Here is a 13,769-nt window from a genome sequence, read left to right as displayed (position 1 = left end):
GAGAGCGGGAACTGCGGCCGAGGATAAAGTTCGCGTATGGGATGGTTCGAGCGGAACATCATGGAACCCGGCAAGCTGCCGTTGCTTCTCGCTCTCGTCTCCTTCGTCCTCACCTTCGTGATCACCCGGGGCATCACCCGTCTCATCCGGGCCGGCAAGGGCCCCTTCCGCAATATCAGCGGCAGCGGCGGTGTCCACGTCCACCACGTGGTTCCCGGCGTCATCCTGACGATCATCGGCGGCTTCGGCGCGGTCGCCGGCGGCCAGTACGGCTTCGGCTCGGCGCTGGCCGCGGTGATCTTCGGCATCGGCGCGGGCCTCGTCCTCGACGAGTTCGCCCTGGTCCTGCACCTCGCCGACGTCTACTGGACCCCGGACGGCCGCAAGAGCGTGGAGATGGTCGTCCTCACCGCCTCCCTCGTCGGTCTGCTCCTGATCGGCTTCTCGCCGCTGGGCGTCAACGACCTCGACGAGGACCAGCAGCAGAACCGCGCCGTCGTCCTTGCCAACGTCCTCGTCAACTTCGCGTTCGCCCTCATCGCCCTGTTCAAGGGCAAGGTCCGGATCGCCGTCCTGGGCTTGATCATCCCCCTCATCGCCCTGATCGGCGCCGTACGGCTGGCCCGCCCCACCTCCCTGTGGGCCAAGCGGTTCTACCGGAACCGCCCCCGCGCCCGTGCGAAAGCCGGTCTGCGGGCCTACCACCACGACCGCCGCTGGGCGGGCCCCCGGCGCGCTTTTCAGGACTGGATCGGCGGTGCGCCCGACTCCGAGCCGGCCCGGTCCCTGGAGCGCCGCTGACGCAACTCGCCGACCCCGCACAGCACCAGCACCGCCATGATCGCGGCGAGGTGCTCCTTGCCCGCGAGATTCTCCTTCAGCGCCACCTCGACCACCATCGCCGCGATCACCACCGAGGCCGTGACGTACGCGCGGTAGCGCCACCCGAGAAAGACGGCCAGCCCCACCACCGCCGCCGACGGCCCGGTGTCCACGACCCAGGCGTCCGAGGCGGGCAGGCCGAGCGGGGAGTGCGGGCCCAGCCAGATGCCCAGGCGTGCGTACAGCGTGCCCGCGAGCGTCGCCACGTAGGCGACGGCCGGCGTCCGCCACCGGCCCAGGCACAGCTCGGCGATGCCGAACACCAGCAGGATCTGCACGAGCGCGCCCCAGACAGGCAGGTCCAGAGCGGGCACGAAGAGCGACAGCGGTGTCCGCAGCAGGGACAGCCACAACGGGTCCACGGCCCGCACCCCGCCGACGTCCTGCACGAACTGATAGCCCCACGCCTGGCTGTGCACGAGGTGCAGCACGGCCGTGAGGCACACGGCCGTGACGGCCAACGGCACGGCCCGCCACCGCCGCTCGGCCAGCGGCCCGCGCACCGCGGCGTACAGCCGCCCCCATTCGGCACGGGCCCAGCGGGCGAGCGTGGTCATCCGGCGGTCGTCCTCGTCCGTGCGCGGCGGTGGCTGAGGGTGTCTGCGACTCAGTCAAACCGACACCACGGTGCAAGACCGACCGGAACGGGACGAAGTTGAGCCAGGCGTGAGTGACCTGGATCTCGGGGGTGCTACTGCCCGGTGGGCGACTCCGCCGACTCCGCCGACTCCGCCGCCTCCGGCTCGGCCGGCTCCTCGGACTCCTTCGGCTTCTCGGGCAGCTCCGCCGCCAGCGCGGCCGAGGCCTGCACGAGCGGCAGCGCCAGCAGGCCACCCGCACCCTCCCCGACGGTCACCCCGTGGGCCAGCAGCGGCTCCAGGGCCATCCGGTCCAGCGCCTTCGCCTGCCCGGGTTCCCCGCTGTCGTGCGCGGCCAGCCACCAGTCCGGCGCCCGGAACGCGATCCGCTGCCCGACCAGCGCGCACGCGGCCGTCACGACCCCGTCGAGCACCACCGGCAGCTTGCGCACGGCGCTCTGCAGCAGGAAGCCCGTCATCGCGGCGAGGTCGGCCCCGCCCACCGCCGCCAGCAGCTGCAACTGGTCCCCGAGCACCGGCCGGGCCCGGCGCAGCGCGTCGCGGATCGCCGCGCACTTGCGCATCCACGCCAGGTCGTCGATGGCCAGCCCGCCGCGCCCGGTGACGACCGACGCGTCGACCCCGCACAACGCCGCGACCAGCACGCTCGCGGCCGTGGTCCCGCCGACGCTCACATCGCCGAGCACCACGAGGTCCGTGCCCGAGTCGGCCTCCTCGTCGGCCACCGCGATCCCCGCCCGGAACGCCGCCTCGGCCTCCTCCGGGGTCAGCGCGTCCTCGATGTCGATCCGCCCGCTGCCGCGCCGCACCCGGTGCCGTACGACGTCCTCGGGCAGCGTCTCGGGGTCGCAGTCCAGGGCCATGTCGACGATCCGCACCGGCACGCCCAGCCGCCGGGCCAGCACCGACACGGGCCGGCCGCCCTCCAGCACCTCGCGCACCAACTCCCCGGCGCCGCCCGCCGGACGGGCCGAGACGCCGAGCTCGGCGATGCCGTGGTCACCGGCGAAGAGCACCACCCGCGGCCGTTCGACCGGCCGCACCGGCACGGCCGACTGCGCCGCCGCCAGCCACTCACCCAGTTCGTCGAGGCGGCCCAGCGATCCGGGCGGCACGATCTGTCGCTCCCGGCGCGCCTCGGCGTCACGGCGGATCCCGCCGTCCGGACGCTCGATCAGATCGGTGAAGTCGTCGAGATTAAGCGAGCTCATTCGCCGAACAGTACCGGCCCCGGTCGAACAGCACGGCGCCACATGACCACTCCGTCACGGCGCCACATGACCACTCCGTCACGGCGACGTCGTTGCACCCAAGATCGTCATCCCATACGTTCCGTTTTGCAGCGGATTGTCGTACGTGGCGCGTGCGACGTCCCCGCCGTACGTCCTTCCCGTACGCCGTCGCCCCCGGGAGCCGCCCATGCCCGCACATCCCGCCTCCTCAGCACCCCCCGCCCCCCAGACGACCGCACGGGTCCACGAACCGCGCCGGGAGGACTGCCCCTGGTGCGGCTCCGACCGGCTGCGGAACCGACTGCGCAGCGGCGACCTGCGGCAGTACAAGCCGGGTGGCTTCACCGTCGACGCCTGCCGGGACTGCGGCCACACCTTCCAGAACCCCCGCCTCACCCTGGAGGGCCTGGCCCTCTACCACCGGACCGCGCGCGGTGCGCCCAGGGACCCGGCGAGCGACGGCCTCCTCGCCCTGCGCGGCAGCCCGCGCCGCCACCGCTCGGCAGCGCGCGCCATGCTGCGCTGCGGCGAACCGGAGAGCTGGCTCGACGTCGGGACGGGCCACGCCCGCTTCCCCGCCACGGCCCGGCAGTTCTTCCCGTACACCGCCTTCGACGGCCTGGACCCCACCCCGCGCGTGGTCCGCGCCCGCACGGCCGACCGCGTCGAAGAGGCCCACGTCGGCCGACTGACGGACCCCGCGATCGCCGGCCCCCTGCGCGCCCGCTACGACGTGGTCAGCATGCTCCACCACCTGGAGGGCACCCCGGACCCCCGGGCGGAACTCCGGGCCGCCCTCGCCGTCCTGCGCCCGGGCGGCCACCTGCTCATCGAGACGCTCAGCCCCCGCAGCGTCTTCGCGGCCCTGCTGGGCCGCTGGTGGCTCCCCTACGACCAGCCGCGCCACCTCCATCTCCTGCCCCCGCAGAACGTCCGCGCGGAACTGGAGTCGGCCGGCTGCGCGATCCTGACGCTCGACCACCGCCCGGTCCACGTCCCCCACGACCTCGCGGGCGCCACGTCCCTGGCCCTCTCGCACGCCCTGCCGGCCCCCGACACCCCCTGGCGGGCCATCCCGCCGCCCCCCGGCCGGCGGCACGCCCGAACCGCCCTGCTCCGCGCCGGGCTGCCCCTGGTGGCCGTGGCCGCGCTGGCCGACCACCTCATCGCCCCGGTCGCCCGCCGCACGCGCTTCGCCAACACGTACCGGGTGATCGCCCGCAAAGCTCCGTAACCGGTGGCGGGGCAGCCGCACGGCGCTGTCAGCCCCGCAGCACCACGGCCTGCCCCGCCACCACCAGCAGCACGTGCTCGCACTCGTGCGCGAACCCCGCGTTCAGCCGACCGAGTTCGTCCCGGTAGCGCCGCCCCGACGCCGTCGACGGCACGATCCCCGACCCCACTTCGTTCGACACGGCGACCACGGTCCGCCGGGTGACCCGCACCGCCTCCGTGAGCTCCCGCACCCGCTCCCGCAGCACCTTCTCGCCCCGCTCCGCCCACACCGCGTCGTCCCACGCCCCGGCGGCGTCCATCGCGTCGGTCAGCCACAGCGACAGACAGTCGACGAGCAGGGGCGGCCCCTCCGCCTCCAGCAACGGCACCAGGTCGCAGGTCTCGACCGTCTGCCACGACCCCGGCCGCCGCTCCCGGTGGGCCGAGACCCGCGAGGACCACTCCGTGTCGCCGTTGCGCGACCCGCCCGTGGCCACGTACAGCACGTCCGGAAAGGCCTCCAGCCTCCGCTCGGCCTCCACCGACTTGCCCGACCGCGCCCCGCCCAGTACCAGCGTCCGCCGCGGCACGTCCGGCACGTCCTCGTACGCCCCCACCACCAGCGTCACCCCGTCCGGCACGGCCCGGGCCCCGGCCGCCGCGAGCCGCCGCCCCAGCTCCGGTCCCGGCGGCACGTCGTGGTCCAGGTGGACGGCGACCACATCGGTCGTCGGCCCGACCGACCCCACCGCCCGCAGCTTCGCCAGCGCGTCCGGCCGCCCCACGACGTCCGCCAGCACCATGTCGTACGACTCGTCCGGCCCCTCCAGGCCCGCCGGCGCCCCGCCCGGCGGCAGATACAGCAGCCGCTGCCCCTCCGGCCCGGTCACCGCGTACCCCGTGCCCGGCGCGTCCAGCGCCACCGCCCGCACCCGGTGCCCCGTCAGCAGCGTCAACTCCCGCCCGTCCGGCACCCGTCCGGGCTGCGGCAGCCCCGCGGGCACCTCGACCGCCGGCCCGTCGTGCGGATGCGACAGCAGCACCTGCCGGACGCCGGTCAGGGAACGGCCCGCCCGCGCCGCCGCGAACGCCGCGCCCGGCGTCAGGTCGAGCAGCAGCGCCCCGTCCAGGAGCAGCGCGGTGGCAGCCCGCGCGTCGGGGCCGAGGGCGGCCGCACAGGCCGCGCAGGGACAGTCGGGGCGGGGGAGGCCCGCGGGGGCGCCGGTGCCGAGCAGAGTGAGTTCCACGCCCCGATTCTCACCCGTGAGCATGGAACATGCGTGATGGAGACGCCCCCGAAGGGGCGCGGGGAACCGCGCGACCAGCCCACCACGACCCGCACACGCCCGATCACGCGTACTCCCGCAAGGCCTATAACGCCCCACCCAGCGGAGCGCTTACGCTCTCAGAGGGAGCCGGACCAAGATCCGGCTCTCGCTGTGCAGTGTGCTCACACACATGGGAGGCGTACATGGCGGCATGGACGTGGCGGTTCGAGAAGACCGACGGGACGGAGGTCCAGCCCGCGGTGCCGCCGGAGGAGTTCCCCACCCAGGGGGACGCCGAGTCCTGGATCGGGGAGCACTGGAAAGCCCTCCAGGAGGGCGGTGCCGATCAGGTCCGGCTGTTCGAGGACGCCACGGAGATCTACGGGCCGATGAGTCTGCACGCGGCCGAGGCGTGAGCCAGGGGCGGGGGCCGACGGCCCTCGCCCCCCTCGCGGGATGTCAGCCGCGCACGCCGCACAGATGCAGCAGCGCCGCCACCCCGCGGTACGGATCCGTCCGCCCGGCCTTCTCCTCCACCGCGAGCAGCGTCTCCGCGTCGGCCGGGACCTCCGCGCCGTCCGCCGCCGTGTCGGTGAACACCCGAACCCCGTACCAGGCGTGCAGCGGCGCCCCGATCCCCGCGAGCGTCGACGTCAGGTCCTTCAGCCGGTCGGCCCGCACGTCGAGGCCCAGCCGGTTGCGGTAGGCGGTCGTGTCGAAGGCCGCCAGCGCCCCGGACCAGTCACCGGACAGGCCCGGCCGGATCGCGAGCGCGTCGCCGTTGCGCACGAGCAGCGACAGCAGCCCGCCGTGCGCCAGCATCCGGGCGAGACCCGCCAGCAGCGGGTCGGGCTCCTCGACGTACATCAGGACGCCGTGGCACAGCACCACGTCGAAACTGCCCGGCAGGAAGTGCACACCGGTGTCCCGGCCGTCGCCCTCGATGATCCGCATCCGCTCCCGGATGCCCTCCGGTTCCCCGGCGAGGGACTCCCGGGCCACGGCGACCATCGTCGCGTCCTGCTCCAGACCGGTCACCTGGTGCCCGGCCCGGGCCAGCCGCAGCGCCTGCGTGCCCTGGCCCATCCCCACGTCGAGCACCCGCAGCCGCTTCCCGACCGGGAACCTGGCCACTATCTGCTCGTCCAGCTGGCGGGCCACCAGCTCCTGCCGGACGACATCGCGCAGCCCGCCCAGCCTGTCCAGCCAGGCATCCGCCGCACCCCCGGAGAACGGCGTCGTGGTCAGGGCCGTTCTCCGCGCTTGACCTGCGGCTTCGGCAGCCGGAGCCGGCGCATCTGGAGAGAGCGCATCAGGGCGTAGGCGACGGCGCCGCGCTTGTTCTCACCCGCGAAACGCTCGGCCAGCTGCTTCTTCAGACGGAAGCCCGTGACGAACGAGTCGAGCACGATCAGCACGATCACCACGAGCCACAGCAGCAGCGCGATGTTCTGCAGCGCCGCCACCCGCACCATGCTCAGCACGAGGATGACCACGGCCATCGGCAGGAAGAACTCCGCGATGTTGAACCGGGAGTCGATGAAGTCACGCGCGAACCGGCGGACCGGCCCCTTGTCACGGGCGGGCAGGTAGCGCTCGTCACCGCTGGCCAGCGCCTGGCGCTGCCGCTCCAGCGCGCTGCGGCGCTCCTCACGCTGCCGCTTGGCGGCCTCCTTGCGCGTCATCGACGTGTTGGCCACGCTGCGGCGCTGCGACTGGGCAGAGCTGCGCTTGGGCGTGGGGCGGCCCTTGGGGGCCTCGGGGTGACGGGGCTGACTGGAGTCGGTCACCGGCGCCTTGGCGGCGTCCTGGGCCTTCTCATCCTTCGCACGGCTACGGAACACAAAACCCAAGGGTAAGGGCTTCCGGGCATGGACCCCAGCCCGGTGGGGAACGATCCGGCAACACCAGTCGTCAGTAAGGGGACAGAGGGGACGTTGCGTACGCCTCCGGATGTTTCCCGGGGTGTACGGCTCCGGTAACCCCGGGGACCACCTACTCCCTACGCCGGAGCGGGAGCGCACGCAGTCGTCCTTGGGGATGAGCGCATCCGTCCCCGAACAGTGCGGTAATGGATGCAGGGCCCGTACTGTGGGTTCTGTCGCTGGAGCTGGAACCGGAGTCGGTCAGAAGGGGGCGCGCGAAGCCCATGAGCGGTGTCATGAAGCGTATGGGGATGATCTTCCGCGCGAAGGCGAACAAGGCCCTTGACCGGGCCGAGGACCCGCGCGAGACCCTCGATTACTCGTATCAGAAGCAGCTGGAGCTGCTGCAGAAGGTCCGCCGCGGCGTCGCCGACGTGGCGACCAGCCGCAAGCGCCTGGAACTCCAGCTGAACCAGTTGCAGTCACAGTCCGGCAAGCTGGAGGACCAGGGCCGCAAGGCGCTCGCGCTGGGCCGTGAGGACCTGGCCCGCGAAGCGCTCTCCCGCCGGGCCGCGCTCCAGCAGCAGGTGACCGACCTGGAGACCCAGCACGCGACGCTCCAGGGCGAGGAGGAGAAGCTCACCCTCGCGGCCCAGCGGCTCCAGGCCAAGGTCGACGCCTTCCGTACGAAGAAGGAGACGATCAAGGCGACGTACACGGCGGCCCAGGCGCAGACCCGGATCGGCGAGGCCTTCTCCGGCATCTCCGAGGAGATGGGCGACGTCGGCCTGGCGATCCAGCGGGCCGAGGACAAGACGGCCCAGCTCCAGGCCCGCGCCGGCGCCATCGACGAGCTGCTCGCCTCCGGTGCCCTGGAGGACCCCTCCGGCATGCACAAGGACGACCTCCAGGCCGAGCTGGACCGGCTCTCCGGTGGTACGGATGTAGAGCTGGAACTGCAGCGCATGAAGGCCGAACTGGCCGGAGGCTCGGCCGGCGGGCAGCAGGCCCTCGAAGGCGGCACGGGTCAGCAGCAGGACCGGCAGCAGCCGCAGGACACCCCGCGCTTCGACAAGCAGTAGGGGTCCACGAAGCAGGAGCGGTCCACGCCTAGGAGGGCGACATGATCGTACGGATCATGGGGGAGGGCCAGGTGATCCTGGCCGACGGCCACCTCGCCGAGCTGAACAAGCTGGACGACGAACTCCTGGCGGAAATGGAGAACGGCGACGGCCCCGGCTTCCGCCGCACCCTCCAGGCCCTCCTGACGAGGGTCCGCGAGCTGGGCGAACCCCTCCCGGACGACTCCCTGGAGCCGTCGGAACTGATCCTCCCGTCTCCCGACGCGACCTTGGAGGAAGTCCGGGAGTTCCTCAGCGACGACGGCTTGATCCCGGGCTGACGTGACCGCGGGCGTGCGTGCCCTCACGCCGAGCGCCTCACACAGCCACAGCCGACCCGGCTACCGTAAACAACCGTGAGCACCCTCGCGCGGGCCAGATGCCAGGCCAAAGCGCATCCCCTGGCCATGGACGCCGTCCTGGCCACCGCCGTCCTGGTCTGCATGGTCGCCGGTTCGTTCGTGGAACCCCGGCACCGGGACAGCGTCAGCTGGGTCCTGCGCACCCCCGACCCGCTGAGCCTCCTCCTCATGACCCTCGGCGCCGCGGCCCTGGTCTTCCGCCGCCGCGCCCCCATGACGGTCCTCGCCCTCACCGGCGCGCTCTCCGTCATCGAGTCCGTCACCGGCGACCCCCGCGCCCCCGTCGCGATGTCCGCCGTCATCGCGCTCTACACCGTCGCCTCCACCACCGACCGCCCCACCACCTGGCGCGTCGGCCTGCTCACCATGACCGTGCTGACCGGCGCCGCCATGGCCGCGGGCCCCCTGCCCTGGTACGCCCAGGAGAACCTCGGCATCTTCGCCTGGACCGGCATCGGCGCCACCGCCGGCGACGCCGTCCGCAGCCGCCGCGCCTTCGTCCAGGCGATCAGGGAACGCGCCGAGAAGGCGGAACGCACCCGCGAGGAGGAGGCCCGCCGCCGGGTCGCCGAGGAACGCCTGCGCATCGCCCGGGACCTGCACGACGTCGTCGCCCACCACATCGCCCTGGTCAACGTGCAGGCCGGGGTCGCCGCCCATGTCATGGACAAGCGCCCCGACCAGGCCAAGGAGGCCCTGGGGCACGTCCGCGAGGCCAGCCGCTCCGCGCTCAACGAGCTGCGCGCCACCGTCGGCCTGCTCCGGCAGTCCGGCGACCCGGAGGCCCCGACGGAACCGGCCCCGGGCCTTGACCGCCTCGACGAACTCACCGGCACCTTCCGCAGCGCCGGCCTGCACATCGAGGTGGCCCGCGCCGACCAGGGCACCAGCCTCCCGGCGGCGGTCGACCTGGCCGCCTACCGGATCATCCAGGAGGCACTCACCAACGTGCAGAAGCACGCCGGGCCCCAGGCCAAGGCGGAGGTCAGCGTCGTACGTGTCGGACCGAACATCGAGATCACCGTGCTCGACGACGGCAGCGGCGAGCACGAGACCCAGGACGGCGGCGGCCACGGACTGCTCGGCATGCGCGAGCGCGTCACCGCCCTGCGCGGCACCCTCACCACCGGTCCCCGCTACGGCGGCGGCTTCCGCGTCCATGCCATCCTGCCGGTCAAGAACCGCACACCGACCGGGGAGGACCCCGCATGACCATCCGTGTCCTGCTCGCCGACGACCAGGCGCTCCTGCGCAGCGCCTTTCGCGTGCTCGTCGACTCCGAGCCGGACATGGAGGTGATCGGCGAGGCCTCCGACGGCGCGGAAGCAGTCCGGCTGGCCAAGGAGCAGCGCGCCGACGTCGTGCTCATGGACATCCGCATGCCCGGCACCGACGGTCTCGCCGCGACCCGCATGATCAGCGCCGACCCCGATCTCGGCGACGTCCGGGTGGTCATCCTGACGACGTTCGAAGTCGACGACTACGTCGTGCAGTCGCTGCGCGCCGGCGCCTCCGGCTTCCTCGGCAAGGGCTCCGAACCCGATGAACTGCTGACCGCCATCCGTATCGCGGCCGGCGGCCAGGCCCTGCTCTCCCCGGCGGCCACCACGGGCCTGATCGCCCGGTTCCTCGCCACGGACGACCCGGCCGACGGCGACCGCGACCCGGCCCGCGGTGAACGGCTCGACTCGCTCACCGTCCGGGAGCGCGAGGTGCTGGTGCAGGTCGCCGGCGGCCACTCCAACGACGAGATCGCCGAGCGCCTCGAAGTCAGCCCGCTGACGGTGAAGACGCACGTCAACCGGGCCATGGCCAAGCTGGGCGCCCGGGACCGCGCCCAGCTCGTGGTGACCGCGTACGAGTCGGGTCTGGTCCGCCCGAGGGTGGAGTGAGCTCGACCCGGGTGTACTGCGGCCGGAGTATGCGCCGCATAAGGATGTGGACCTGGGGGCTACGGAACCCCCGTTCTCCATGGCTCAGGGTGTAGGGGCGGGCGCTCATCTGCGCGTCCGCTGCCGCTTCTGCCGCTCAACAGAAGAGAGACCCTCACCCATGTCCTGGCTGTCCAGGTTCAGCCTCGCGCAACGGGCCTTGATCGGGCTGATGTCGATCATCGCGCTCGTCTTCGGGGCGATCGCGATACCCCAGCTCAAGCAGCAGCTGCTGCCCACCATCGAACTGCCCATGGTGTCCGTGCTGGCGCCGTACCAGGGCGCGTCGCCGGACGTGGTCGAGAAGCAGGTCGTCGAACCCATCGAGGACAGTCTCGAAGGCGTCGACGGCATCAGCGGCGTCACCTCCACCGCCAGCGAGGGCAACGCCGTGATCATGGCGTCCTTCGACTACGGCAGCGGCACCGAGCAGCTGGTCGCCGACGTCCAGCAGGCCGTCAACCGGGCCCGCGTCCAACTCCCGGACGACGTCGACCCGCAGGTCGTCGCCGGTTCCACGGACGACATCCCGACCGTCGTCCTCGCCGTCACCTCCGGCCGTGACCAGCAGGCCCTGGCCGACCAGCTCGACAAGACCGTCGTGCCGGACCTCAAGAGCATCGACGGCGTCGGCCAGGTCACCGTCGACGGTGTGCGCGACCTCCAGGTCACCGTCACGCCCGACGACGCGAAGCTGGCGAAGGCCGGTCTGACCTCGCAGTCCCTCTCCCAGGCGCTCCAGGCGGGCGGCGCGACCGTCCCGGCCGGCTCCTTCGACGAGGACGGCGCCAACCGTACGGTCCAGGTCGGCGGCGGCTTCACCTCGACCGGGCAGATCAAGGACCTGATGGTCACGGGCGAACCCGGTAAGGGCAAGCCGGTGCGCCTCGGCGACGTCGCCACGGTGAAGCAGCAGGAGGCCACCGCCGACTCCATCACCCGCACCGACGGCAAGCCCAGCCTCTCCGTCGCCGTGACGATGGACCGCGACGGCAGCGCGGTCGCCATCTCCGACGCCGTCCAGGGCAAGCTCCCGGACCTGCGCAAGGACCTCGGCTCGGGTGCCGCCCTCACGGTCGTCAGCGACCAGGGCCCGGCGGTCTCGAAGTCCATCAAGGGCCTGACCACCGAGGGCGCGCTCGGTCTGCTCTTCGCGGTCCTGGTGATCCTGGTCTTCCTGGCCTCGATCCGCTCGACCCTCGTGACCGCGGTGTCCATCCCGCTGTCCGTGGTCCTCGCCCTGATCGTGCTGTGGACGCGCGACCTGTCGCTGAACGTCCTCACGCTGGGCGCCCTGACCATCGCCATCGGCCGGGTCGTCGACGACTCGATCGTGGTCCTGGAGAACATCAAGCGCCACCTCGGCTACGGCGAGGAGCGCCACTCGGCGATCCTCCAGGCCGTCCGCGAGGTCGCCGGAGCGGTGACGTCCTCGACGCTCACCACGGTCGCGGTGTTCCTGCCGATCGGCCTGGTCGGCGGCATGGTGGGCGAGCTGTTCGGCTCGTTCAGCCTGACCGTGACGGCCGCGCTGCTGGCGTCCCTCCTCGTCTCCCTGACGGTCGTACCGGTGCTGTCGTACTGGTTCCTGCGGCCCCCGAAGGGCACGCCCGAGGACGCGGACGAGGCGCGCCGGATCGCGGAGGAGAAGGAGGCCAGGAGCCGCCTCCAGCGCATCTACGTCCCGGTCCTGCGCTTCGCGACCCGCCGCCGCCTCACCAGCGTGGCCATCGCGGTCGTCGTCCTGGTCGGCACGTTCGGCATGGCGCCGCTGCTGAAGACCAACTTCTTCGACCAGGGCGAACAGGAAGTCCTCACCGTCAAGCAGGAGCTGAAGCCCGGCACCAGCCTGGCGGCCACCGACGCCCAGGCGAAGAAGGTCGAGCGGCTGCTCGCCGGCACCGAGGGCGTGAAGGACTACCAGGTCACGATCGGCTCGTCCGGTTTCATGGCGGCCTTCGGCGGCGGCACGGACAGCAACCAGGCCTCCTACCAGGTGATGCTGGACGACTCGGCGTCCCACGGGGACGTCCAGGACAGCATCGAGAAGGGCCTGGCCGGGCTGAAGGGCATCGGCACGACCACCGTCGCCGCCGGTGACGGCTTCGGCAGCCAGGACCTCAGCGTGGTCGTGAAGGCCGCCGACGCGGGCGTGCTGCGCACCGCGTCCGAGGAGGTCCGCAAGACGGTCGCCTCCCTCGACGACGTCACGGACGTCAGCAGCGACCTCGCGACCAGCGTGCCGCGCATCTCGGTCAAGGCCAACGACAAGGCGGCCGCGGCCGGTTTCAACGACCAGACGCTCGGAGCGGCCGTCGCCCAGGCCGTTCGCGGCACCACCGCGGCCAAGGCGGTCCTGGACGACACCGAGCGCGATGTCGTCATCCGCTCGGCGAAGCCCGCCACGACCCTGAAGCAGCTCCAGGACCTGCGTCTGGGCGGCAAGGTGAAGCTCGGCGACATCGCCACGGTGAAGCTGGTCGACGGCCCGGTCTCGATGACCCGCATCGACGGCCAGCGCGCCGCCACCATCACCGCGAAGCCGACCGGCGACAACACCGGCGCGGTCAGCACCCAGCTCCAGTCGAAGATCAACGCGCTGAAGCTCCCGGACGGCGCCACGGCGTCGATCGGCGGTGTCTCCGAGGACCAGGACGAGGCGTTCGCCAACCTGGGCCTGGCGATGCTGGCGGCCATCGCGATCGTGTTCATGCTGCTGGTCGGCACCTTCCGGTCCCTGGTCCAGCCGCTGATCCTGCTCGTCTCCATCCCGTTCGCGGCCACGGGCGCGATCGGCCTGCTGATCGCCACCGGCACCCCGATGGGCGTCCCGGCCATGATCGGCATGCTGATGCTGATCGGCATCGTGGTGACGAACGCGATCGTGCTGATCGACCTGATCAACCAGTACCGCAAGCAGGGTCACGGCGTCGTCGAGGCCGTGATCGAGGGCGGCCGGCACCGGCTGCGCCCGATCCTCATGACCGCCCTGGCGACGATCTTCGCCCTGCTGCCCATGGCCCTCGGCATCACCGGCGAGGGCGGCTTCATCGCCCAGCCGCTGGCCGTGGTCGTGATCGGCGGCCTGGTCACGTCGACCCTGCTGACGCTGCTGCTGGTCCCGACGCTGTACGCGATGTTCGAACTCCGCAAGGAGCGCCGGGCGAAGAAGCGCGCGGCGAAGAAGGGCCTCCCGGACCGGCGCACCGAGGCGGCGGAGCCGGAGCACGCGGGCGTGTGACGCCCTGACCCGGCGGCGGCCGGGCACCGGACCTGCACGTCCGGTGCCCGGCC

The 13,769-nt window shown here is 72.4% G+C and carries 13 protein-coding genes; 8 read left to right on the top strand and 5 right to left on the bottom strand.

Translation table 11 applies throughout. From position 1 onward, the window contains the following. The first annotated feature begins 36 nt into the window (after positions 1 to 36). Complete coding sequence (locus A4E84_RS11240; RefSeq protein WP_062926425.1) at positions 37 to 801, top strand: hypothetical protein; 765 nt, start codon at positions 37 to 39, stop codon at positions 799 to 801. Here the strand turns inward: A4E84_RS11240 and A4E84_RS43705 are convergent. Together A4E84_RS43705 and cobT are read right to left on the bottom strand one after the other, a co-directional pair. Continuing rightward, positions 741 to 1,439, bottom strand: a complete 699-nt coding sequence (locus A4E84_RS43705) for a hypothetical protein (RefSeq protein WP_062926424.1) — start codon at positions 1,437 to 1,439, stop codon at positions 741 to 743. The two genes, A4E84_RS11240 and A4E84_RS43705, sit on opposite strands and share 61 nt — an antisense overlap. Positions 1,440 to 1,573: 134 nt before the next feature. Continuing rightward, complete coding sequence (gene cobT, locus A4E84_RS11230) at positions 1,574 to 2,692, bottom strand: nicotinate-nucleotide--dimethylbenzimidazole phosphoribosyltransferase (protein ID WP_062926423.1); 1,119 nt, start codon at positions 2,690 to 2,692, stop codon at positions 1,574 to 1,576. Between the two features lie 208 nt (positions 2,693 to 2,900). On the opposite strand from cobT, the gene A4E84_RS11225 reads away from it, so the two are divergent. After that, complete coding sequence (locus tag A4E84_RS11225) at positions 2,901 to 3,947, top strand: class I SAM-dependent methyltransferase (RefSeq protein WP_062926422.1); 1,047 nt, start codon at positions 2,901 to 2,903, stop codon at positions 3,945 to 3,947. Between the two features lie 28 nt (positions 3,948 to 3,975). Here the strand turns inward: A4E84_RS11225 and A4E84_RS11220 are convergent, their stop codons facing one another. Next, positions 3,976 to 5,175, bottom strand: a complete 1,200-nt coding sequence (locus tag A4E84_RS11220; RefSeq protein ID WP_062926421.1) for a bifunctional adenosylcobinamide kinase/adenosylcobinamide-phosphate guanylyltransferase — start codon at positions 5,173 to 5,175, stop codon at positions 3,976 to 3,978. 224 nt (positions 5,176 to 5,399) lie between these two features. On the opposite strand from A4E84_RS11220, the gene A4E84_RS11215 reads away from it, so the two are divergent. Next, on the top strand, positions 5,400 to 5,612 hold the full coding sequence (locus A4E84_RS11215; protein ID WP_062926420.1) for a hypothetical protein: 213 nt from the start codon (positions 5,400 to 5,402) through the stop codon (positions 5,610 to 5,612). A 43-nt stretch (positions 5,613 to 5,655) separates the two neighbouring features. On the opposite strand, the gene A4E84_RS11210 is transcribed toward A4E84_RS11215, so the two are convergent. Beyond that, positions 5,656 to 6,357, bottom strand: coding sequence for a class I SAM-dependent methyltransferase (locus A4E84_RS11210; protein ID WP_062926419.1), 702 nt, complete (start codon positions 6,355 to 6,357; stop codon positions 5,656 to 5,658). An 83-nt stretch (positions 6,358 to 6,440) separates the two neighbouring features. Then, a complete protein-coding gene (locus tag A4E84_RS11205; protein WP_062926418.1) occupies positions 6,441 to 7,040 on the bottom strand; it encodes a DUF3043 domain-containing protein in 600 nt (199 codons plus the stop codon). Positions 7,041 to 7,357: 317 nt separating this feature from the next. Here A4E84_RS11205 and A4E84_RS11200 point away from each other — a divergent pair, with 317 nt between their 5' ends. The 5 genes from A4E84_RS11200 (at position 7,358) to A4E84_RS11180 (ending at position 13,716) form a co-directional block, all read left to right on the top strand. Beyond that, positions 7,358 to 8,143, top strand: a complete 786-nt coding sequence (locus A4E84_RS11200; protein WP_261340623.1) for a PspA/IM30 family protein — start codon at positions 7,358 to 7,360, stop codon at positions 8,141 to 8,143. A 41-nt stretch (positions 8,144 to 8,184) separates the two neighbouring features. Beyond that, on the top strand, positions 8,185 to 8,463 hold the full coding sequence (gene pspAA / locus A4E84_RS11195) for a PspA-associated protein PspAA (RefSeq protein WP_062926416.1): 279 nt from the start codon (positions 8,185 to 8,187) through the stop codon (positions 8,461 to 8,463). A gap of 75 nt (positions 8,464 to 8,538) precedes the next feature. After that, positions 8,539 to 9,756 (top strand): sensor histidine kinase, encoded by a 1,218-nt coding sequence (locus A4E84_RS11190; RefSeq protein WP_062926415.1) that lies wholly within the window; start codon positions 8,539 to 8,541, stop codon positions 9,754 to 9,756. Further along, the gene (locus A4E84_RS11185; protein ID WP_062926414.1) at positions 9,753 to 10,436 is read left to right on the top strand and encodes a response regulator; all 684 of its coding nucleotides are present in this window, start codon (positions 9,753 to 9,755) and stop codon (positions 10,434 to 10,436) included. Before A4E84_RS11190 ends, A4E84_RS11185 begins: the two co-directional genes overlap by 4 nt. Positions 10,437 to 10,596: 160 nt before the next feature. Continuing rightward, complete coding sequence (locus A4E84_RS11180; protein WP_062926413.1) at positions 10,597 to 13,716, top strand: efflux RND transporter permease subunit; 3,120 nt, start codon at positions 10,597 to 10,599, stop codon at positions 13,714 to 13,716. Positions 13,717 to 13,769: the final 53 nt, after the last annotated feature.

Origin of the sequence: Streptomyces qaidamensis (genome assembly GCF_001611795.1) — a bacterium.
Lineage (GTDB): Bacteria > Actinomycetota > Actinomycetes > Streptomycetales > Streptomycetaceae > Streptomyces > Streptomyces qaidamensis.
This window is presented reverse-complemented; position numbering and strand designations above follow the sequence as displayed.